This is a genomic window from Promicromonospora sp. NPDC023987, assembly GCF_040639055.1.
Lineage (GTDB): Bacteria > Actinomycetota > Actinomycetes > Actinomycetales > Cellulomonadaceae > Promicromonospora.
Window position 1 is genome coordinate 118,651 of sequence record NZ_JBEZZF010000005.1, and the last position, 19,340, is coordinate 137,990.

16 protein-coding genes are annotated in these 19,340 nt (G+C 71.9%); 8 read left to right on the forward strand and 8 right to left on the reverse strand.

Going from position 1 to position 19,340, the window contains the following annotated elements:
- Window positions 1–9 precede the first annotated feature (9 nt).
- On the reverse strand, window positions 10–762 hold the full coding sequence (locus AB0F40_RS04465) for a hypothetical protein (protein WP_357464619.1): 753 nt from the start codon (window positions 760–762) through the stop codon (window positions 10–12).
- A 196-nt stretch (window positions 763–958) separates the two neighbouring features.
- Here AB0F40_RS04465 and AB0F40_RS04470 point away from each other — a divergent pair, with 196 nt between their 5' ends.
- The gene (locus AB0F40_RS04470; RefSeq protein ID WP_357464621.1) at window positions 959–2,785 is read left to right on the forward strand and encodes a calcineurin-like phosphoesterase family protein; all 1,827 of its coding nucleotides are present in this window, start codon (window positions 959–961) and stop codon (window positions 2,783–2,785) included.
- An 83-nt stretch (window positions 2,786–2,868) separates the two neighbouring features.
- On the opposite strand, the gene AB0F40_RS04475 is transcribed toward AB0F40_RS04470, so the two are convergent.
- Together AB0F40_RS04475 and AB0F40_RS04480 are read right to left on the reverse strand one after the other, a co-directional pair.
- Window positions 2,869–3,486: an N-acetyltransferase gene (locus AB0F40_RS04475; protein WP_357464623.1), complete on the reverse strand. Its 618-nt coding sequence runs from the start codon at window positions 3,484–3,486 to the stop codon at window positions 2,869–2,871.
- A 111-nt stretch (window positions 3,487–3,597) separates the two neighbouring features.
- Window positions 3,598–4,155 carry a small multidrug efflux protein gene (locus AB0F40_RS04480; protein WP_357464625.1) on the reverse strand — a complete coding sequence of 186 codons (558 nt, stop codon included), beginning with the start codon at window positions 4,153–4,155 and terminating at the stop codon, window positions 3,598–3,600.
- A gap of 156 nt (window positions 4,156–4,311) precedes the next feature.
- On the opposite strand from AB0F40_RS04480, the gene AB0F40_RS04485 reads away from it, so the two are divergent.
- The 4 genes from AB0F40_RS04485 (at window position 4,312) to AB0F40_RS04500 (ending at window position 10,142) form a co-directional block, all read left to right on the forward strand.
- Complete coding sequence (locus tag AB0F40_RS04485; protein ID WP_357464627.1) at window positions 4,312–5,562, forward strand: histidine kinase; 1,251 nt, start codon at window positions 4,312–4,314, stop codon at window positions 5,560–5,562.
- Window positions 5,559–6,161 (forward strand): response regulator transcription factor, encoded by a 603-nt coding sequence (locus AB0F40_RS04490; protein WP_357464629.1) that lies wholly within the window; start codon window positions 5,559–5,561, stop codon window positions 6,159–6,161. Before AB0F40_RS04485 ends, AB0F40_RS04490 begins: the two co-directional genes overlap by 4 nt.
- A 66-nt stretch (window positions 6,162–6,227) precedes the next feature.
- Window positions 6,228–6,725, forward strand: coding sequence for a hypothetical protein (locus AB0F40_RS04495; protein WP_357464631.1), 498 nt, complete (start codon window positions 6,228–6,230; stop codon window positions 6,723–6,725).
- A gap of 144 nt (window positions 6,726–6,869) precedes the next feature.
- Window positions 6,870–10,142, forward strand: a complete 3,273-nt coding sequence (locus AB0F40_RS04500) for a family 78 glycoside hydrolase catalytic domain (RefSeq protein WP_357464633.1) — start codon at window positions 6,870–6,872, stop codon at window positions 10,140–10,142.
- 84 nt (window positions 10,143–10,226) lie between these two features.
- Here the strand turns inward: AB0F40_RS04500 and eno are convergent, their stop codons facing one another.
- Complete coding sequence (gene eno / locus AB0F40_RS04505; protein WP_357464635.1) at window positions 10,227–11,534, reverse strand: phosphopyruvate hydratase; 1,308 nt, start codon at window positions 11,532–11,534, stop codon at window positions 10,227–10,229.
- A 161-nt stretch (window positions 11,535–11,695) separates the two neighbouring features.
- Between eno and AB0F40_RS04510 the strand changes: the two genes are divergently transcribed.
- Window positions 11,696–12,118: a MarR family transcriptional regulator gene (locus AB0F40_RS04510; RefSeq protein WP_357464637.1), complete on the forward strand. Its 423-nt coding sequence runs from the start codon at window positions 11,696–11,698 to the stop codon at window positions 12,116–12,118.
- Between the two features lie 29 nt (window positions 12,119–12,147).
- On the opposite strand, the gene AB0F40_RS04515 is transcribed toward AB0F40_RS04510, so the two are convergent.
- From AB0F40_RS04515 to AB0F40_RS04530, 4 genes are read right to left on the reverse strand one after another with little or no spacing between them, the layout of a single operon-like run.
- Entirely contained in the window at window positions 12,148–13,014 is an 867-nt protein-coding gene (locus tag AB0F40_RS04515) for a carbohydrate ABC transporter permease (RefSeq protein WP_357464639.1), read from the reverse strand.
- Window positions 13,007–13,963 carry a sugar ABC transporter permease gene (locus AB0F40_RS04520; RefSeq protein ID WP_357464641.1) on the reverse strand — a complete coding sequence of 319 codons (957 nt, stop codon included), beginning with the start codon at window positions 13,961–13,963 and terminating at the stop codon, window positions 13,007–13,009. Before AB0F40_RS04520 ends, AB0F40_RS04515 begins: the two co-directional genes overlap by 8 nt.
- Window positions 13,960–15,312, reverse strand: a complete 1,353-nt coding sequence (locus AB0F40_RS04525) for a sugar ABC transporter substrate-binding protein (RefSeq protein WP_357464643.1) — start codon at window positions 15,310–15,312, stop codon at window positions 13,960–13,962. The genes AB0F40_RS04520 and AB0F40_RS04525 overlap by 4 nt, the downstream gene beginning before the upstream one ends.
- A 20-nt stretch (window positions 15,313–15,332) precedes the next feature.
- Entirely contained in the window at window positions 15,333–16,427 is a 1,095-nt protein-coding gene (locus tag AB0F40_RS04530; protein ID WP_357464645.1) for a glycoside hydrolase family 172 protein, read from the reverse strand.
- Window positions 16,428–16,585: 158 nt separating this feature from the next.
- Here AB0F40_RS04530 and AB0F40_RS04535 point away from each other — a divergent pair, with 158 nt between their 5' ends.
- Together AB0F40_RS04535 and AB0F40_RS04540 are read left to right on the forward strand one after the other, a co-directional pair.
- Window positions 16,586–17,563 carry a LacI family DNA-binding transcriptional regulator gene (locus AB0F40_RS04535; RefSeq protein WP_357464647.1) on the forward strand — a complete coding sequence of 326 codons (978 nt, stop codon included), beginning with the start codon at window positions 16,586–16,588 and terminating at the stop codon, window positions 17,561–17,563.
- Between the two features lie 113 nt (window positions 17,564–17,676).
- Window positions 17,677–19,326 (forward strand): fucose isomerase, encoded by a 1,650-nt coding sequence (locus tag AB0F40_RS04540; RefSeq protein ID WP_357464649.1) that lies wholly within the window; start codon window positions 17,677–17,679, stop codon window positions 19,324–19,326.
- The last annotated feature ends 14 nt before the right edge of the window (window positions 19,327–19,340 follow it).

A 19,340-nucleotide genomic window follows, 5' to 3' on the forward strand; every position in this document is an offset into this window, starting at 1 on the left:
GCCGTCGGGTCAGCGCCGGCCCGTGCGGGCCGCGCGATAGGCGGGAGCCCGGAGTGCCGCGGCCCAGGGGTAGGTGCTGAGCGCACCCGGAGGGTGCTGGACCGGGTCGAGGCGTGGTGTCTCGACCCCGGTGGGCACGCCGCAGCGCAGCAGGCCGAGCCGGTACCACGGCCCTCCCGGGCGGCCGGAGAGCAGCACCAGCTCCGCACCGGCGAGCGATGCGGTCGTGGCTCCGCGGCGCCACCGACGGTCCGCGACCGCGGCAGCGAGCAGCACAGGTCGACCGTCGAGGTCCCGGAACGGCATGAGGGTGCCGAAGCCTCCCCCGAGCGGCCGGGTACGGGGTGCCAGCAGGAAACGGGTGACCGGGCCAAGGCCGGTCGCCGCGAGCAGGACGTCCTGGGACCGGCCGCCTGCTGTCCAGTGCAGCGCCAGCCCGAAGACGTCCGGGAGCGGAGCGGGCAGGCCGGCCGCGCGCGAGACGCGTACGGACACGGAGTGCGTGATGGGTGCCCCCAGCGCCTCGGCTCCCGGCGCCGCGGCGGCGTCGAGGTGCAGCGTCCCCGTGTACACCGAGCCGGCCGGGTGCAGGGGGCGCCGACGCCACCGCCGCGCCACAGCCGTGGCCGCGCCGAGCACGGCCCCTGCGGCCCGAGCGGAGCCAGGCGCCCGTCGTGCGGGTCCGGCACCCGGGCGGCCGAAAGGTCCGGTCGGTATGTCGTGCGACCCGAGAAGCAGCTCGTACGGACCCCGATACGCCATCGTTCGCACTATGACCCCCCGTCGCACCACCGAGCATCCAGGCTCACACCGCCACCGCCGAGTCGCACGCGGTCACTGAGTGTCGAACGAGGTTCGCCCTGCCGTGGGGCGGAGGACAGCCCTGGTTCATGACGGGGCGGCAGCGTGATGGCGGACCGGCCGGAGGGTCGGTTCGCGATCACGACAGGAGAACTCTGTGACCTCGACTGCCAACCGATCGACCACTCGCTCGCTCCGGACGCTCGGCCTGACCGGAGGTGGGCTCGCCCTCGTCCTCGCCGGCGCGCTGCTGCCGTCCGCCTCAGCGGCCCCCGGCGCCGGGCACAGCACGGGCCACGACACCGGGTCATGGGCCGAGTCGGCCTACCGTGGTGCCGTCGACGTGGTCCGTGGACCCGACGGGGACCAGCAGACGCTCGACGGTGTCGTCTTCGTCGACCGCGACCAGGACTCCGAGCAGGACCGCCACGAGCGGGGCCTGCGGGGCGTCACCGTCACGAACGGCCGCGACGTCACGACGACGGACCGCCGGGGCCGCTACGAGCTCCCGGTGTTCGACAACATGACGGTCTCCGTCACCCAGCCGCGCGGGTACCAGGTGCCGGTCGACGACGACAACGTCGCCCAGTTCTTCTACCACCACCTGCCCGAGGGCTCCCCGGAGCTGCGCTACGGCGGCCTCGAGCCGACCGGCCCGCTCCCGGACGAGGTCAACTTCCCGCTCGCGAAGAGCAGCCTGACCGCGTCGGCCGCGCAGCACTGCCTCATCGGCGGCGACATCCAGACGTACGACCTCGACGAGGTGGAGTACGCCCGCAACGGAGCGTTCGCGGACCTCGCCGCCCGGACCGACTACACCGGCTGCGGCGCGCTCTTCATCGGCGACGTCGTGGGCGACGACCTGTCGCTGTACCCGCAGACGCGTGAGCTCGTGAGCATGCTCAACGGCCCGGCGCGGTTCCTGCCCGGCAACCACGACCTCGACTTCGACGCCGCGAGCAGCGAGCACACGTTCGACACCTTCCGGGCCGCGCTCGGCCCGGAGTACTACTCCTACGACGTGGGCAAGGCGCACGTCGTCGCGCTGAACACCGTCGAGTACAAGGCGGGCACCACCTACACTGGCTCGCTCGACGAGCGTCAGCTCGAGTGGCTGCGCAACGATCTCGCGCGCGTGCCGCAGGACCGGCTGATCGTCGTCGCGGCGCACATCCCGCTCCTCGACTACGCCGACGAGGGCAGCAGCAGGCACCAGGTCGCGCAGGTCAAGGAGATCTACGAGCTGCTGGAGGGCCGCGAGGCGATCGCCCTGGGCGGTCACACGCACAGCATCGAGAACCTGCGCGCCGGCGACAGCCTGCAGGGCTGGTCCGACGTCCTCGGCGTCGACGAGCTGCCGTTCACCCACATCACGGCGGGCGCGATCTCCGGCGACTGGTACTCCGGCACGGTGCTGCCCGCCGGCTACCCGGCCGCGCTGCAGCGCGACGGCGGCCAGCCCGGCGTCCTGACGCTCGACATCACCGGGACCCGGGTCAAGGAGCGGTTCACCGTCCGCGGTGAGGACGACTCGCACCAGATGGCTCTGGGCGTGAACACGCCCCGTTACCGCGAGTGGTTCGCCGCCCACCGTTCCGACGTCGGCTCGGCGCCGGAGTACACGGACCCGCTCGTCGTCTCGCAGGCCGACCTGGCGGACACCACCTGGCTGACCACCAACTTCTGGATGGGGAGCACTGGCTCGACCGTCACGGCGGCACTCGACGGCGGCAAGGCCGTCGAGGCGGTCCGCACGCAGCCGATGCAGGGCGAGGGCCAGAAGGTCGGCGCCGAGTGGTCCGACCCGGTCGCGGTGCAGCAGCAGCTGGTGCACGGCGGCAGCGTCGCCGAGCGCTCCATGCACCTGTGGCGCCTCGAGCTGCCGGCAGACCTCGCCGTCGGCACGCACACGGCGGAGGTCACGGCCACCGACGTGCACGGGCGTGCGTTCACGGACATGCTGACGTTCGAGGTCACCGGCTGACCCGAGGCCGAGCGACGTCGGCCCGGGCCGGCGGTACCCGATGGGGAAACCCTGTCGTGGTGCCGCCGGCCCCGTCCAAGAGGTCAGCCGGTTGGTTCGGCGTCCTGGACGAGCCTCATCGACACGAGCTCGGTGAATCCGGCGCGTCGCGCGAATCGCACCCTCCGACGCTTGTACACCGTGAAGCCGAGCTTCGTGTAGAGACCGAGGGCCGGCGCGTTGTTGTCCTTGATGTCCTCGAGCACGTACTCGCGATACCCCGGGTGCGCCAGAAGATGACGCAGCAGCGCGGTCGCGACGCCGCGGCCCTGGTAGGCGGGCTCGGTGGCGACGAACCCGATCTCGGCGAGCCCGGGCCGTGCACCGTCGGAGGCACCCATGAACCAGCTCCGGATCACCCCGTAGCCGAGCAGCCCGCGCGCGAGCCCGAGGTGGCGACGGATCTCCCGGCGACGCGGCGCGAACAGCATCTGGTCGCCCTCGGTGAACGAGGCAAGGCCTGCGGGCTTCCCGTCGACGAGCACGACGTAGAAGCGATCCAGCAGCAGCATGTGCTCGAACGCGTCGGCCAGCTTGTCCGTGTCGCGCGAGAACGCGACGAAGTCCTCCGCGAAGCTGCGCACGTAGACCTCGGTGATCCGGCGCCGGTATGCCTCGCCGAGCACATCGCCCCGTTCGACCACGAACATCGTCTCGGCCATCCGTTCACTCCGCTCGTCACGCGTCGGTACGACTCGACCCTATGGGCTGGCGGGCCCGCCGCGGGAGCCTTGCCGAGCCGTTCAGGGCGCTGGCCCGGCCGGCGACCCGGATCAGCCGACGGCGTTGATGACGCCGCTGATGACGACCGCGGTGACCGTCGTCCAGCCGATGATCGCGAGCGCCTGCCAGATCAGGATGCGGGCCTTGCCCACGCCGGAGGCGGCGAGCATCGTGGCGGTGAAGTGCGTGGGCAGCAGCAGCGGGCCGAGCAGGCTCACCCCCGGTACCCCGTAGCGCTCGTAGGCGCGCTGGAACTTCGCCCGGCGCGCGGAGCCGCGGGAGTCGTCCGTCCTCGCGCCCGGCGGCAGCTCCAGCGTGGACCCGCCGCCGACCGGGACGCCGTCCCGGGCCAGGACCTTTTCACGGTGCCGGGTCACGACGGCGTTGCGCGCACCGGAGCTGAGCAGCACCAGGGCTGCCACGACGAGGAAGTTGCCGGCCATCGCGGCGACGGCGGCGACGACCGGGTTGATGCCGCCGAGGATGCCGATCGCCGCGCCGCCCTCGCCCTCGATGAACGGGATCGCCCCCGCGGCCGCGACGATCAGCGGCTGCACGAGCTCGGGCACCTGCCCGACGAGGTCCTGGAGGGTGTCGGTGAGACTCATGGTGTGCTCCTGTGGGAGAGGGTGCCGGGGTGAGCCCCCGGCGATGACCCCAGTCCACAGGTCGGGCAGGCTGCGCAGAAGTGCCCGCGTGTCACCGCTTCCCGGGTACCCCGCACACCGCATCCATGACATGTGTCATGCCCGTAGCCTGGGCGGATGAGCAGCCAGGCCGAACGCGCCGCCGCCGCGTCCGCGGCGGCACAGGCCCACAGCACGCTGCGGCTCACCCGGGGCATCAGTGCGACCTGGTGGTATGTGGCCGTGGCCGTCGGGCTCTTCGAGGCGATGGTAGTTCTCTTCGCGATGAGCGCCCTCGGCGAAGGTGGCTCCAGCGACGTCGCGGTCGCCGTCGTCGGGATCGTCGGGCTGCTGTGGTGGGCCGCGACCCTGGTTCCCCTGGCCGACTACCGGCACCGGACGGAGGCCGCGCCGTTGCTGGTCTGGCGGCGCCACCTGGTGCCCCTGGTGATCGGCGCGGCGTACGGGCTCACGGCCGGCGTCGCCACCGGGACCTGGTTGCTGGCCGTCCTGCCCCTGACCCAGGTGGTCATGCTGCTGAACTGGCCGCCGGGCGTGCGGTTCCGGGTGGTGCTGGCCGCGACCGCCCTGCTCGTCGGGCTGGCCGTGGTCGACATCAACTCGACCCTCGGGATGGACAGCGGCCCGAGCTGGTACCAGCTGATCTTCTTCGCCGTCGCCCTTCCGGTCATGAGCGTCTCCTCGCTGTGGTGGTGGGACGTGCTCGTCACGCTCGACCGGGCCCGCGCCTCGGAGGCGAAGCTCGCGGCGACCCAGGAGCGGCTGCGGCTCGCGACCGACGTGCACGACCTGCAGGGTCACCACCTCCAGGTCATCGCCCTCCAGCTGGAGCTCGCCGAGCGGCTCATGCCAGGAGACCCCGGGGCGGGCATGGAACAGCTGCGCGCCGCACGCGCCAGCGTGGACGACGCCCGACAGGGAACACGCGACCTGGCCACGCGCTTCCGCTCCGTCCCGCTGCGCGACGAGCTCGCCAACGCGGTGGACCTGCTGCGTGCCGGGGGCATGCGGGCAGAGGCCGCGGTGGACCCGGATGCGTCGCTGGCGCCGGCTGCGGCCCTCGGGCCTGTCATCCGCGAGACGACGACGAACGTGCTGCGCCACGGTGGCGGCAGGTGGGCATGCCTCTCCCTCGCGCTCTCGGACGGGTCGTGGCGCTACGAGATCTCCAACGACCTCGCCGCCGACGTCCCGGAGAGCACCGGCGGTTCGGGCCTGGAGGGCGTTGCCCGACGTGCGGCGGAGGCGGGCGGGGATCTCGGGGTGCGGCGCGAGCGCGACACCTTCACCGTGGTCGTCACGGTCCCTGCCGGAGAGACGGTCCCTGCCGGAGAGACCGTCCCTGCCGGAGAGGTGGACCTCGGATGATCCGGGTGCTGCTCGCCGATGACGAGGGGATGATCCGGTCCGCTCTGGCCGCGCTCCTGCGGCTGGAGGCGGACATCGAGATCGTGGCGGAGTGCGCCGACGGCGCGGAGGCCGTCGCCGAGGCCGAGCGCGTCAGGCCGGACGTCTGCCTGCTGGACCTCGAGATGCCGTACCTGGATGGCGTGCAGGTCGCCGAGCGGCTGAACCGCACCCTGCCCACGAGGTGCGTGATCGTCACCCGCCATGCCCGACCGGGCGTCCTGCGGCGCGCACTGGCTTCCGGGGCCGCCGGATTCCTGCCCAAGTCCCGTGGCGCCGACGAGGTCGCGTCCGTCATCCGCCGCGTGGCCGCGGGCGGGCGGTACATCGATCCCGAGCTCGCCGCCGACGCGCTGAGCGACGAACGCTCACCGCTGACCGACCGCGAGCTGGACGTGCTGCGCGCCGGCCGGCACGGCGAGACGACACGCCAGATCGCGCGCACCCTGTCGCTCGCGCCGGGCACGGTGCGCAACCACGTCTCGGCCGTCCTGGGGAAGCTGTCGGTCGGCACCCGCCAGCAGGCGGTGCTGGTCGCGGAGGAACGCGGCTGGATCTGACGGGGCCGCGTGCACGTCGCTGCGGACGGCCAGGACCGACCCGCTCTCGCGACTATGGTGTCGGCCATGACAGTGCCCGCAGTCATCCCGATCGCTCACGTACCGGGCTACCGCACGGACACCATCGGCCGGTTCGGCGGCGGCCAGTTCCTCGCCGGTGGCACGTACGCGTACCGGCAGGGCTACGACCACACGTGGGGTTCGCCCGAGGACCACCACCTCCTGTTCGCCGTGCTGCACACGTTCGACCACGACGGCCACCATCTCGACTCGGACATCTGGCGCGCGGGAACGTGGCGTGAACAGATCCGGCTGTGGGACTCTGATCCGGAGAACGCTCCGTTGACGAGGACGGACGCTCGGTTGACACGTCTTCTCGACGCCCTGCCCGAGCGCAGGTACACCAACATCGCGATCCGGCCGTTCGAGGTCGTCTTCGACGGCGTGCTCTTCGGGCTCGTCGTCGAGCAGCACGACGAGAACGAAACCGAAGACGACTGGGCAGAGCTCTATCCGGACCAGCTCGGATTCCACGAACCCTGGAACGGCTCGTACGACACGTGACGTCCGCGGCCGAGCCACCTGGCCCTGGCCCTGGCCCTGAGCGTGCGGTCACCCCTACACTGGCGACGGCTTGGTTGAAACGATGCAATGGAGCAACCCTCTCAACCCGGACGATCGACGACGATCGCTACGCCTGGAGGCGCCATGACCCTGGACCGCAGACTGTTCCTGAAGACCGCCGGCGTCGCGTCCACCGCCGCCGCACTGCCAGCCGGTGCCGCCGCCGCGGCGGAGGAACCCCGACACGGGGGTCTCGGCACCGTGCGGCTGGACGACCCGCTCGTCGAGAAGAAGACCAGCCCGCTCGGGATCGACGTCGACCGCCCCCGGTTCTCGTGGACCGTCGAGTCGAACCGGCGCGGCGTCGAGCAGAAGTCCTACCGGGTGCGCGTCAGCACCCGCGGGCCGCGCCCTCGCGAGGTGTGGGACAGCGGCGTCGTGCCGTCCCGCGAGTCGGCCAACGTCGAGTACGAGGGCCCCCAGCTCCGCGCCGCCACGGACTACACCTGGCGGGTGGACGTGGCGACCACGCACGGGACCAGCACGACGACGTCGGACTTCCGCACCGGGCTGTACGCGGACGGCGACTGGGCCGGCGCGGAGTGGATCGGCAACGAGCGCCGCTCGGACGAGGTCACCGACCTGACGTTCGACGGCGCCTCCTGGATCTGGCTGGCGGAGGGCGCGCTGCCCGACCAGGACCGGGCCTTCCGGCGCACGCTGACCGCACCGGACGGCACATCTGCGGTGCAGGCCGAGGTCCTGATCACCGCCGACGACTCCTTCACGCTCTGGGTGGACGGCGCCGAGGTCGGCAGGACCGAGCCGGTCGAGAACGGCTGGCAGGGCTCGCGCTTCTACGAGGCGGACGTGTCAGGGAGCTCCACGGTCGTCGCCGTGCGGGGCACGAACGACGCCGTCAGCGCGGGAGCGGTGCTCGCCGTCGTGCGCGTGACCTACTCCGACGGGACCACGTCGACCCACGCGACCGGGAGCGACTGGACGGCCGCTACCCAGTTCCCCGAGGACTTCGCGCGGCCGGACCTCGACGACTCCGGCTGGGACCAGGCCGTCGAGCTCGCGCCCTACGGCTCAGGGCCGTGGGGCACCGGGGTACGGCGGCCGACGCTGCAGCCGCTGCCCGCGCCGCTGCTCCGGAAGGAGCTGACGGTCGGGCCGCGCCTCGAACGCGCCACGCTCTACCTGGCCGCGGGCGGGTACGCGGACGTGTCGCTGAACGGCAAGCCTGCCGACGACCACGTGCTCTCGCCAGGGTTCGCCGACTACGACGACACCGTCCAGTACACCGCGGTCGACCTGACACGGAGGCTGCGCCGCGGCCGCAACGCGCTGGGCATCGAGCTGGGCCGTGGCTTCTACGGGATGACCGGCGGGAACGTGTGGCGGTGGCAGTCGCCGCCGTGGCACGACGAGCCCGTGGTGCGCGCGGTGCTGCACCTGGAGTACGCCGGGGGCGGCGTCGAGCAGGTCGTCACGGACGCGACCTGGCGGGTCCACGACGGGCCGACGGTGTTCGACGACCTCTACGGCGGCGAGGCCTACGACGCGCGCCGTACCCTGCCCGGCTGGGACACGGCCGGGTTCGACGACGGCGAGTGGGCGGCCGCCTCCGTGGCGACCGGCCCGCAGGGCGTCCTGGTCAACCAGCGCCAGCAGCCGATCAAGCTGATGGAGTCGCTGCCCGCCGTCGAGGTCGCCGAGCCGGAGCCCGGCGTCTACGTGGTGAAGTTCCCCCGGGTGCTCGCGGGCTGGGTGCGGTACACCGCGACCGGTCCCGCCGGAGCGACGATCCGGGCCGCTCACGGCGAGAAGCTCACCGCCGACGGTCGCGTGAACATGAGCAACAACGGCGGGTTCCAGGCCGGGTTCCAGACCGACCGCTTCACGCTGGCCGGGGTCTCGTCGGGCGGGTCACCGGAGCCGGAGACGTGGGAACCGCGCTTCTCCTACAAGGGCTTCCAGTACCTCGAGGTCACCGGCTGGCCGCAGGACGGCCCGCCGCCGCTGTCGGCGTTCACCGCGCAGGTGGTGCACACGGCCGCCGAGGAGACCGGGACGTTCGACAGCTCCAGCGAGATCATGAACCGGACCCACCGGGCCGTGATCGACACGCTGAAGAACAACATCCACGGCATCCCCACCGACACGCCGATGTTCGAGAAGAACGGCTGGACCGGCGACGCCGCCGTCGGCGCCGAGATGTTCCTGACGAACCTCGACGTGCACGAGCTGTTCGCCAAGTGGCTGCGTGACGTGCACGAGACCAGGGACGCCCAGGGCCGGCCGCTGGTGATCGCGCCCAGCTCGGGCGACTGGGGCGAGTGGGGCGTGTGCCCGCCGTGGCACGCGGCGTACGTGATGATCCCCTGGTGGCTCTTCCAGTACGGCGGGGACAAGCGGGTGCTGGCCGAGTGCTACGACGGGATGAAGACGTACGTCGACCTGGAGTTCGACCGGTCCCAGGGCGGCATCGTCCCCGACGCGCGGCTCGGTGACTGGGTCAGCCCCGAGGCGAGCCCCGCGGGCGGCAACGCGCCCGAGGACCTCCGGGTCTCCGCCACCGCCTTCCTGTACGCAATGACCACCTCCATGCGGCGCAGCGCCGGGTTCCTCGGCAAGGCGGCCGACGTCGAGCACTTCGCCCGGAACGCCGCGACGGTCAAGGCCGCCTTCAACGAGACCTTCCTCGACCGGGGTGCCGGGCACTACCGCGGGGACGGGGACCGGGGGTACCGGCAGACGCACAACGTGCTCGCCGTGGCCTTCGGGCTCGTGCCGGACACCGCGACGACGCGGCGGGTGGTGGGGAGCATCGTGGCCGACGTGCGGGCCAAGGGCACGACCCTCAACACGGGAGTGCTCGGCACCAAGTGGCTGCTGCCGGTGCTGACCCAGCACGGGTACGCCGACGTGGCCTACGAGCTCGCCGTGCAGACCAGCTACCCGAGCTGGGGCTACATGATCGAGAACGGCGCCACCTCGATGTGGGAGCACTGGTCGCTGGAGGCACGCTCCTACGGGCACTACTTCCTCGGCACGGTGGACGACTGGTTCTACCAGCACGTAGCGGGCATCCAGGCGTCGCCCGACACCGGCTACCGGGACGTCACCATCGCCCCGGCCGTCACCGAGCACCTGGACCGGGCGAAGGCGGCCATCCGGACGCCGTTCGGCCGGGTCGCGAGCGAGTGGCGACGCACCAGCGGCAGGCTGCGACTCACCGTCACCGTCCCCGTCGGGGCGACGGCGACGGTTCGGGTGCCCACCGGTGATCCCGACGCCGTCACGGAGCGGGGCCGTCCGCTGTCGGACGCGGAGGGCGTCACGGGTGTGTCGGCCGAGGACGGGGCGGTCGTGGTCCGGATCGGGTCGGGTAGGTACACCTTCGTGGCATAGCGACCGGCCGACCCCTACATCGTGCACGCGACACGCCGACGAAGACGTGCACGCTGTAGGGGTCGGGGGTCTGCCGCTCGCCGCTCAGCCCTGGCGCAGTGCCGAGCGACCCGCGAAGCGCGCGGCGTCCCCCAGCTCCTCCTCGATGCGGATCAGCTGGTTGTACTTCGCCGTGCGGTCGGAGCGGGAGAGCGACCCGGTCTTGATCTGACCGCAGCCGGTCGCCACCGCCAGGTCCGCGATGGTGGTGTCCTCCGTCTCGCCCGACCGGTGCGACATGACGACCGTCCAACCCGCCTCGTGGGCGGTGGTCACAGCGGCCAGCGCCTCGGTGAGCGTCCCGATCTGGTTGACCTTGACCAGGACCGAGTTGCCGGCCCCCGTCCGGATGCCCTCGCGCAGCAGCGCCTCGTTGGTGCAGAACACGTCGTCGCCGGTGAGCTGGCAGCGGTCGCCGACGCGGGCGGTCAGGTCCCGCCAGCCGTCCAGGTCGTCCTCCGCCATCGGGTCCTCGATGGAGATGACCGGGTAGGCGTCGATCAGCCCCACCAGGTAGTCGGCGTGCTCGGAGGGTGTGCGGCGCACGCCCTCGCCCGCGTAGTCGTACACGCCGTCGCGGAAGAACTCCGACGTCGCTGGGTCCATGACCAGGCCGATGTCGGTGCCGGGCCGGTAGCCGGTGCGCTCGATGGCGGCCAGCACGAAGTCGAGCGCCTCCTCGGCGGTGCGCAGCGCCGGGGCGAAGCCGCCCTCGTCGCCGACGCCCGTGGAGTGCCCGGCGGCCAGCAGGTCACGGCGCAGGGTGTGGAAGACCTCGCTGCCCATGCGGACCGCTTCGGCGAACGTGGCCGCGCCCACCGGCGCGATCATGAACTCCTGGAAGTCCAGCGGGTTGTCCGCGTGGGCACCGCCGTTGACGATGTTCATCATCGGCAGCGGCAGCAGGTGCGCCTCGGCGCCGCCGAGGTAGCGGTAGAGGGGCTCGTGGTGGGCCGCGGCGGCGGCCTTCGCGGCGGCGAGCGAGACACCGAGGACCGCGTTGGCGCCGAGCCGGGCCTTCGTGGCGGTGCCGTCGAGGGCGATGAGCGTGGCGTCGAGGCCGGCCTGGTCCGTCGCGTCCTGACCGCGCACGGACGCCGCGATCTCCCCGTTGACGTGGGCCACCGCCCGGTCGACACCCTTGCCGTGCCACCGTGCGGGGTCTCCGTCGCGCAGCTCGACGGCTTCCCGGGCACCGGTGGAGGCGCCGGAGGGGACGGCGGCCCTGCCGAGCGAGCCGTCCGCCAGGACGACGTCGACCTCGACCGTTGGGTTGCCCCTGCTGTCGATGATCCTCCGGGCCATGACGGTCTCGATGGTGGTGCGGGCGGTTCCGACTGCGTTCGCGGACATGGGAGTTCCTTCGCGTTGTCGTGTGCCTGGCCCTGGCTGCGACGACGCTGGCGCTGAGCCCGACGACGGCAAACCCTACAGCAAGCCTGTGCAGCCTGACTGTGCAGATCGCCTGCACAGATCGCCTGAACAGACTGGCTGGCCAACGGGTAAAGTGCCCTATGCCCTCCTCGCAAGCCGCCGCCATCGCCGCCGACCTGCGCACCGCGATGGGCAAGCTGAGCCGGCGCGTCAAGCACGAGGACCGCATCCCGCTGGGTCAGGTCGCCGTGCTGGGTGTGCTCGACCGTGACGGCGCCATGACCACCAGCGATCTCGCCGCCGATCAGCGCGTGCGCCCCCAGTCGATGGCCCGGGTGGTGGGACTGCTCATGGACCAGGGCCTGATCACCCGCCGCGCGCACCCGACGGACGGCCGCAAGTCCCTGGTCGACCTGTCGGAGGCGGGCCGTGCCGCGCTCGAGGCGGAGCGCGGCCGCAGGGCCGGCTGGCTCGCGCAGGCCATCGAGGCCGAGCTCACGGACGAGGAGCGGGCACTGCTGGCCCGGAGCACGGCCCTGCTGGAACGCCTCGCCGCGCGCTAGCCATCCACGGCTCCGGGCCGGTCAGCACCTCACTTGAAGCCGGCGTTCTTGATCGACTCCACGATCTGGCGCTGGAAGAAGAAGAACATCAGCAGCGTGGGCAGGGCGGCGACCGTCGCCGCGGCCAGCACGTAGTTCCAGTCTCCCGCGTACTGCTGCTGGAACGTCGCGATGCCGAGCTGGACCACGCGGAGGTCCGGGTCCGAGGTGATCGTCAGCGGCCACACGAACGAGTTCCAGTTGGCCAGGAAGAAGAACACCGCGAGCGCCGAGAGGATCGGTCTCGACAGGGGCAGGATCACACTGCGGTAGATCCGCCAGTAGCTCGCGCCGTCGACGAGGGCCGCCTCCTCCAGCTCGGCCGGCAGCGACACGTAGAACTGGCGCAGCAGGAAGATCCCGAACGCGTTGAAGATGGCGGGGACGATGAGGCCGGCGTAGCTGTCGACGAGCCCGAGGCTGCGCACCACCACGAAGGTCGGGATGAGGATGACGGGCAGGCTCACCAGGAGCGTCGAGAAGATGAGCAGGAAGATCGTGTCGCGGCCCTTGAACTTGAGCCGTGCCAGTGCGTACGCGGCCATCGAGTGGAACCACAGCGCGAGCACGGTGACCGTGGCGGACACGATGAAGCTGTTGAGCATGTAGCGCAGGAACGGGACCTGCGTGAAGACGTACCGGTAGTTGTCCAGGGTGGGGTCGGCAGGCAGCAGCGACGCGCTGTTGACCTCGGCCGCCGTCTTGAACGAGCCGGTGACCATCCACACCAGCGGGAAGATCGTCAGCAGCCCGAGGACGATCCCGAGGATCATCAGTGCGACGCGCGGGCGGCTCCACCGGCTGTCCTGGCGGCGGCGTCGTGCCTGCGGCCGGGTTCTGGGCAGGGTGTCAGTCATTGTCGAACCGTCCTCCTCGGGTCACGGCGAACATGAGCGCCGACCAGGCGAGCAGGACGACGACCAGCACGGAGCCGATCGCGGCGGCGTAGCCGAGCTCGCCGAACAGGAAGGCCTGCTCGTAGACGTAGAAGATGAGCAGCGTCGTCGAGCCCGCCGGTCCGCCGCCGGTGAGGACGAACACGAGGTCGAGCCCGCCGGTGATGACGCTGACCGTGGCGGTGACGACGACGAAGAAGCTGGTCGGGCGCAGCAGGGGCAGGGTGATGGTCCGGAACCGCTGCCAGGCGTTGGCGCCGTCGATCCGCGCGGCCTCGTAGTACTCGCCGGGGATGTCCTGGAGGCCGGCCAGGAAGATCACCATGTAGTAGCCCATCTGGAACCACACGGTGATGACTACGACGGTGCCGAGCGCGAGGTTCGGCTCACCGAGGAACGCGAGGTCGTTCATGCCGACGGCGCCGAGCAGGCGGCTGACCACACCGGTGCGCTCCGAGAGCATGAACTCCCACACCATCGCCACGACCACGAGGCTGATGACGTAGGGCACGAACAACGCGCTGCGGATGGCCCCGACGAACGGGATGCGCTGCTGCACGAGCAGCGCGAGGGCCAGGCCGACGACGAAGATCGCGGGGACCACGCCAACGAGGTACAGGAGCGTGATCCGCACGCTGCTCCAGAACTGCGGGTCGCCCACCATGCGGACGTAGTTGCCGAGGCCGATGAACTCGAACGAGCCGAACCCGTCCATGCGGAAGAAGCCGAGCACGACCGCGAGGACCATGGGCACGACGACGAAGACGAGCAGCCCGAGCGAGTCGGGCAGGAGGAACCAGAACGCCGCGCGGCGCTGCCGTCGCCCCTGGGTCGCCTTGCCGGTGCCGGCTGCACCGCCGGACCCGACCCGGGCACGGCCGGCCGTGCGTGAGACGGTGACTGCGCTCATAGGAACGTCCCTCCCTCGTAGGTCTCCAGGTAGCTCTCGATGGCGGCCTGCGCAGTGGCCGCCTGCCGTGCGGGGTCGGCCCCGCCGAGCATCGAGTTCTGGATGGCGTTGGAGACGGCCTTGTAGATCACCGGCGGATAGCGTGGCTCGCCGCGCCCGGTCGGCAGGATCTCGTCGCGGAACTGCTGCAGCACCGGGCTCTCGAAGGCGCCGGAGTTTCCGATGGCCTCGGTGACGGACCGGCGGGCGGGCACGTTGCCCTTTGCCACGCCGTTCCACTCGACGGCGGCGCCGATCGACTCCTTCGACATGGACCCCATGACCTCGACGGCGAACCGGGCGGCGGCCTCGGGATCGCGTCCGCGGCTGTTCACCACCCAGGCCCAGCCGCCGAGGGCGGTGATGGACTCTCCTCCGGCGGGTGCCGGGAGCCGGAAGATCCCGTACGGGTGGTCCGGCGCGTTCTGCCGCATGGCCTCGACCTGCCAGACGCCGGTCTGCCACATCGCGGCGTACCCGTTGCTGAAGGCTCCGACGAGGTCGCCGCCGGCGGGCAGCGTGCGGGGCGACGCCCCGGACAGGACGGCGTCGCGGTACAGCCCGAGCGCCTGCACCCCGGCGTCGGAGTCGATCGCCGGACGCTGGGTGCGCGGGTCGACGACGTCGCCACCGCCCTGCCACACCCACGGGTAGAAGGTGAAGTTCTGGTAGTAGCTCGGCGTCGTGTCGAGCACGAGGCCGGCTCGCTGGCCGCCCTTGAGGCGTCGGCCCAGCTCCAGCATCTCGTCCCACGTCGTGGGGAGGTCGCCCTCGGACAGGCCTGCCTCCTCGAACGCGGGGACGTCGTAGAAGATGGCGAGTGGCTCCTGCTCCATCGGCAGCCCGTAGATCTTGCCGCCGACGATGCGGGTGGCGAGCGCGTCCGGGTAGAAGTCGTCGATCGCCTCCTGCGTCATGTACGGCGTCAGGTCGGTCAGGACGCCGCCGTTGTAGTACCGCAGGAAGTCCCCGGGCGAGATGAGGAATACGTCCGGCCCGTCACCCGAGGCGAACGCGGTCGTCAGGCGCGTGTTGGTGGGGTCCGTGTAGGCGGGGATGTACACCATGTCCACGGGCCGCTCCCCCGCGTCCGCCCAGCGCCGGGTCGCGTCGAGGAACCACTGGCTCTGGGCGACGAGGTTCGGGTCCTGCTGCGGCGCCGGGGCGTACTGCTGCCAGAACTGCAGCGGTCCGGCGCCCGCGCCGGAGCCGGGCGCACAGCCCGCCGTCGCCCAGGCCACGCCGAGACCGCCCGCGGCCGCGGCACCGAGCCGGAGCACATCCCGGCGGCTGATCTGTCGTCTGCTCATGGTGGGCCTCCGCGGACGGGTCAGAGCACCTCGAGCGCGTCGGCGCCGGGGGTCTCCGGACGTCGCGCGGTCGGGCGGTCGAGGTAGAAGTAGGCGGTCGAGGCGAGGTCGTCGTGCAGGGGCAGGTAGCGGTGCCCCGAGCGCCAGCCCAGGGCCTGCACGTCGACGGTCAGGCCCGACGCGAAGTGGATGGGGTCCGCCACGTGCCAGCGGTACATGCCGAACCGCTGCTGCGACCGGTACAGCCCGTCGGGCCGCAGGATCTGGTGCAGGCCGAGGTAGGGCGTCGTGAACGCGGTGTACCCCGACCCGGGCACGTCGAAGTTCCAGGCGCCACCGAAGTAGTCCTCGGTGCCGGTGCCGCAGATCGTCGGGAACCCGCCGCCCGCGCCGACGTCGCCGTCGGGCCCCGCGTCGCCGTCCAGGTAGAACTTGACCTCGCCCTCGCCCCACCAGCCGGAGCTGTTGACGCCCCACGCCAGGTAGGTGCCGACGTAGTGCCCCTGCCCCTCGATCCCCGTGAGGATGGGATGCGTCGTTCGGTCGGGCAGCGGGTTGCTGCGCCGCCACTGGGCGTGCAGGTAGCCCGCGTCGTCGCCGGCCGCCCCGGCGCCGGTCTCGTAGGTCACCTGGTAGTAGACGACGGCGGTCTCGGGACCGAGGTTCTCGACCGTCAGCCGCGCCCCCTCGCGGAAAGGCATCGGCCAGTAGCTGTTGAACCCGCCGTGCGGGTTGACGGCGACCATCGCCGAGCTCAGCTGGGCGAACTCGCCCCAGCCCTGACCGAAGAAGTCGCCGGCCGGCACCTCGACGGCCGGCTCGGCCGCGCCGTCCCAGTAGGCGCGCAGCAGGAGCGAGCGCCAGTGGTCGGTGTGCGTGGTGAGCCAGACGTGGGTGATGCGCCCCGGCCCCTCGATCCGCGCCAGGTCGAACGTCTCGCCGGCGGGGACCTCGACGCTCGGCGAGACCTTCCACCCCTGGCCCAGGTCGCGGGCGGGGCCCGCCCCGGTCCCCTCGACGGCGCGGCCGGCGCCGCCCTTCGTACCGCTGAAGTTCTCGGGGCTGATCGATCGGGTGGCGACCGGGCGCAGCGCTGCGACGTCGGTGCGGAACATGTCGTGTCTCCTTCGACAGGACTCGGGGTACGCCACGGCACCGGCGGACGGGTCGTGGTGTAATCGATTACAGGGGAGGCTAGGTCCGGGCCACTGGAGTGTCAACCCCCACCCAGATCGCCCTCGCGTAGGGTGTCCGCGTCACCAGGAGGGGCGAGATGACGAGGATCAAGGACGTCGCGGCGCTGGCCGGGGTGTCGACGGCGACCGTGTCGCGAGTGCTCAACGGCATGACCGTGACCCCAGACCTGGAGTCGGCGGTCCGCCGCGCCGTCGACGAGCTGGGCTACACGCCCAACCGGACGGCCCGCTCCCTGCGCCGCCGGCACTCCGAGGTCATCGCGCTCGTCCTGCCCGACATCGAGAACCCGTTCTTCACGTCGCTCGCTCGCGGCGTCGAGGACGTGGCCCGCACGGCAGGCCTGTCGGTGGTGCTGTGCAACACCGACGAGGACGTCGAGACGCAGGAGCACTACCTGCGGATCGCCGACGACGAGAACATGGCGGGCGTCGTCGTCGCCCCCGCCGGCCCGTCCCCGTTCCTCGCCCGGCTCGCCGAGCGGCACCGCGCCGTGGTCGTCGTGGACCGAGCGGTCCCCGACGACGTCGACCAGGTCCTGTTCGACAACGTCGACCTCGGTCGCCGCGCGGCCCGTACGCTCGTGGACCAGGGGCACCGCCGCATCGCGTGCATCACCGGACCCCGGGAGACCCCGACCGCCACGGCTCGTGCCGACGGCTGGCGCGAGGCGCTCCGGACGGCCGGCCTGCCCGCGTCGGACGAGCTCCTGGTCCACGCCAACTACCGCGTCGACGGCGGCGAGACGGCGATGGCCCAGCTGCTGGCCGCGGCCCACCCCCCGGACGCGGTGCTGGCCACGAACAATCTCGTCGGCGTCGGCGCGCTCCGCGTGCTGGCCGCCGGTGAGGGACCGCACGCCCAGCTCGGGATCATCGGCGACCTGCCGTTCGCCACCTCCCGGATAGACGACACCTTCCTGCTGCGACTGCACCCCCGCGAGATGGGGCTCACGGCCGCGCGGATGCTCGTCGCCCGCATCCGCGGCGAGGCGGGGCCGGCCCAGCGGGTGATCCAGCCGTCCCGCCCCGTCATGCTGGGCAGCACCCCCTCCTGACACCCCCGACCGCCACCGCCGAGCCCGGCCCCGGGCGCACGCCCCTTGCGGCTGTAATCGATTTCTGCCACAGTGACCGACACCAACGCCCCGCGCCCCGAAGGAGCAGCCTCGTGACCACTCCCACCTACGCCGTCCCCACGCTCCCCCGGCCGGCCGACGCGCCGGAGCGCACCGCCTACCTCGTCGCGTCCGGGGACCTGCGCGAGTCGGCGAACGTCGCCGGCTGGCCCACCCAGCTCGGCCTCGAGCGCGTCCTCACCGACGCGTTCGCCGCCCACGGCTGGACGGTCCAGCGCGCCAACGACGTCGACCCCGCGACCGGGCACGGGTTCATCAGCAGCCAGCGCATGGGGCTCGACGTCTTCCGCGACATCCCGCCGGACGCACCGCTCGTCGTCGCGGAGGCCGTGTGGCAGTACAGCCACCACGTGCTCGCGGGCCTGCGCACCCACCGCGGCCCGATCCTCACCGCCGCGAACTTCGCCGGCGACTGGCCGGGCCTCGTGGGGCTGCTCGGGCTCAACGCCGGCCTGACGAAGATGGGCAAGGACTACTCGACGGTGTGGACCGTCGACGGCACCGACCATTGGTTCCGCGACGCGATCGCGCAGTGGGTCGCCACGGGCCGCATCATCCACGACGACAGCCACGTGCACGCGCTGCCCCCGCTGCCCGGCACGCCCGAGACGGAGCTCGGCGAGGCGCTCGCCGCCCAGCTCCTCACCGAGAAGGCGATCATCGGCGTGTTCGACGAGGGCTGCATGGGCATGTACAACGCCATCATCGACGACGAGCTGCTGAACGGGATCGGTATCTACAAGGAGCGCCTGTCGCAGTCGGCGCTGTGGGCCGAGATGCAGCGGGTCGGCGACGCCGAGGCGGACGAGGTACAGGCGTGGCTCACCGACGCCGGCATGACGTTCCGCCTCGGCACCGACGAGGCCACGGAGCTCACGCCGGCGCAGCTGCGCTGGCAGCACAAGATGTACGTCGCCGCGCTCCGCATCGCCGACGACTTCGGGCTGGACGCCGTCGGCATCCAGTACCAGCAGGGGCTCAAGGACCTCTCCCCCGCGTCCGACCTCGCCGAGGGGCTGCTGAACAACGTGCAGCGCCCGCCGGTCCGGTCTCGCGACGGCGAGCGGGTGCTGTGGGACGGACAGGCGTTCCCGCACTTCAACGAGGCCGACGAGGGCGTCGCCGTGGACGCTCTCGTGACCAACCGGCTCTGGACCGCCATGGGCCTCGACCCGGCGACCACCCTGCACGACGTGCGCTGGGGCGAGGAGTTCGACGGGCAGTTCGTGTGGGTCCTCGAGATCTCGGGCTCCGTCCCCGCCTCACACCTCGAGGGCGGCTACGCCGGCGCCGAGGGCTGGCGCCAGGACCCCGTGTTCTTCCCTGCCGGCGGCTCGACCCTCAACGGCGTCTCCAGGGCCGGCGAGATCGTGTGGTCGCGCGTGTACATCGCGGACGGCCGCCTCCAGGTCGACCTCGGGCGCGCGTCCGCGGTCGCGCTCCCGCCCGAGGAGACGGCGCGCCGCAAGGAGGCCACCAACCCCGAGTGGCCGATCATGCACGCGGTGCTGCACGGCGTCTCGCGCGACCAGTTCATGGCCCGGCACAAGGCGAACCACCTCAACGTCGCCTACGCACCCGACGCCGGGACCGCTGACCGCGCCCTGGAGGCCAAGGCCGCGTTCTTCGCGGCGCTGGGGATGCCCGTGCACCTGTGCGGGGACACCTCGCTCACCCGCTGAGCCGCGACGCCGGC

Excerpts from the sequence above, each read along its gene's own strand:
- AB0F40_RS04485 (WP_357464627.1), top strand. The coding sequence starts at position 4,312 with ATGAGCAGCCAGGCCGAACGCGCCGCCGCCGCGTCCGCGGCGGCACAG.
- AB0F40_RS04495 (WP_357464631.1), top strand. The coding sequence starts at position 6,228 with ATGACAGTGCCCGCAGTCATCCCGATCGCTCACGTACCGGGCTACCGC.
- AB0F40_RS04490 (WP_357464629.1), top strand. The coding sequence starts at position 5,559 with ATGATCCGGGTGCTGCTCGCCGATGACGAGGGGATGATCCGGTCCGCT.
- AB0F40_RS04480 (WP_357464625.1), bottom strand. The coding sequence starts at position 4,155 with ATGAGTCTCACCGACACCCTCCAGGACCTCGTCGGGCAGGTGCCCGAG.
- AB0F40_RS04500 (WP_357464633.1), top strand. The coding sequence starts at position 6,870 with ATGACCCTGGACCGCAGACTGTTCCTGAAGACCGCCGGCGTCGCGTCC.
- AB0F40_RS04525 (WP_357464643.1), bottom strand. The coding sequence starts at position 15,312 with ATGAGCAGACGACAGATCAGCCGCCGGGATGTGCTCCGGCTCGGTGCC.
- AB0F40_RS04510 (WP_357464637.1), top strand. The coding sequence starts at position 11,696 with ATGCCCTCCTCGCAAGCCGCCGCCATCGCCGCCGACCTGCGCACCGCG.
- AB0F40_RS04535 (WP_357464647.1), top strand. The coding sequence starts at position 16,586 with ATGACGAGGATCAAGGACGTCGCGGCGCTGGCCGGGGTGTCGACGGCG.
- AB0F40_RS04465 (WP_357464619.1), bottom strand. The coding sequence starts at position 762 with ATGGCGTATCGGGGTCCGTACGAGCTGCTTCTCGGGTCGCACGACATA.
- AB0F40_RS04475 (WP_357464623.1), bottom strand. The coding sequence starts at position 3,486 with ATGGCCGAGACGATGTTCGTGGTCGAACGGGGCGATGTGCTCGGCGAG.
- eno (WP_357464635.1), bottom strand. The coding sequence starts at position 11,534 with ATGTCCGCGAACGCAGTCGGAACCGCCCGCACCACCATCGAGACCGTC.
- AB0F40_RS04515 (WP_357464639.1), bottom strand. The coding sequence starts at position 13,014 with ATGACTGACACCCTGCCCAGAACCCGGCCGCAGGCACGACGCCGCCGC.
- AB0F40_RS04520 (WP_357464641.1), bottom strand. The coding sequence starts at position 13,963 with ATGAGCGCAGTCACCGTCTCACGCACGGCCGGCCGTGCCCGGGTCGGG.
- AB0F40_RS04530 (WP_357464645.1), bottom strand. The coding sequence starts at position 16,427 with ATGTTCCGCACCGACGTCGCAGCGCTGCGCCCGGTCGCCACCCGATCG.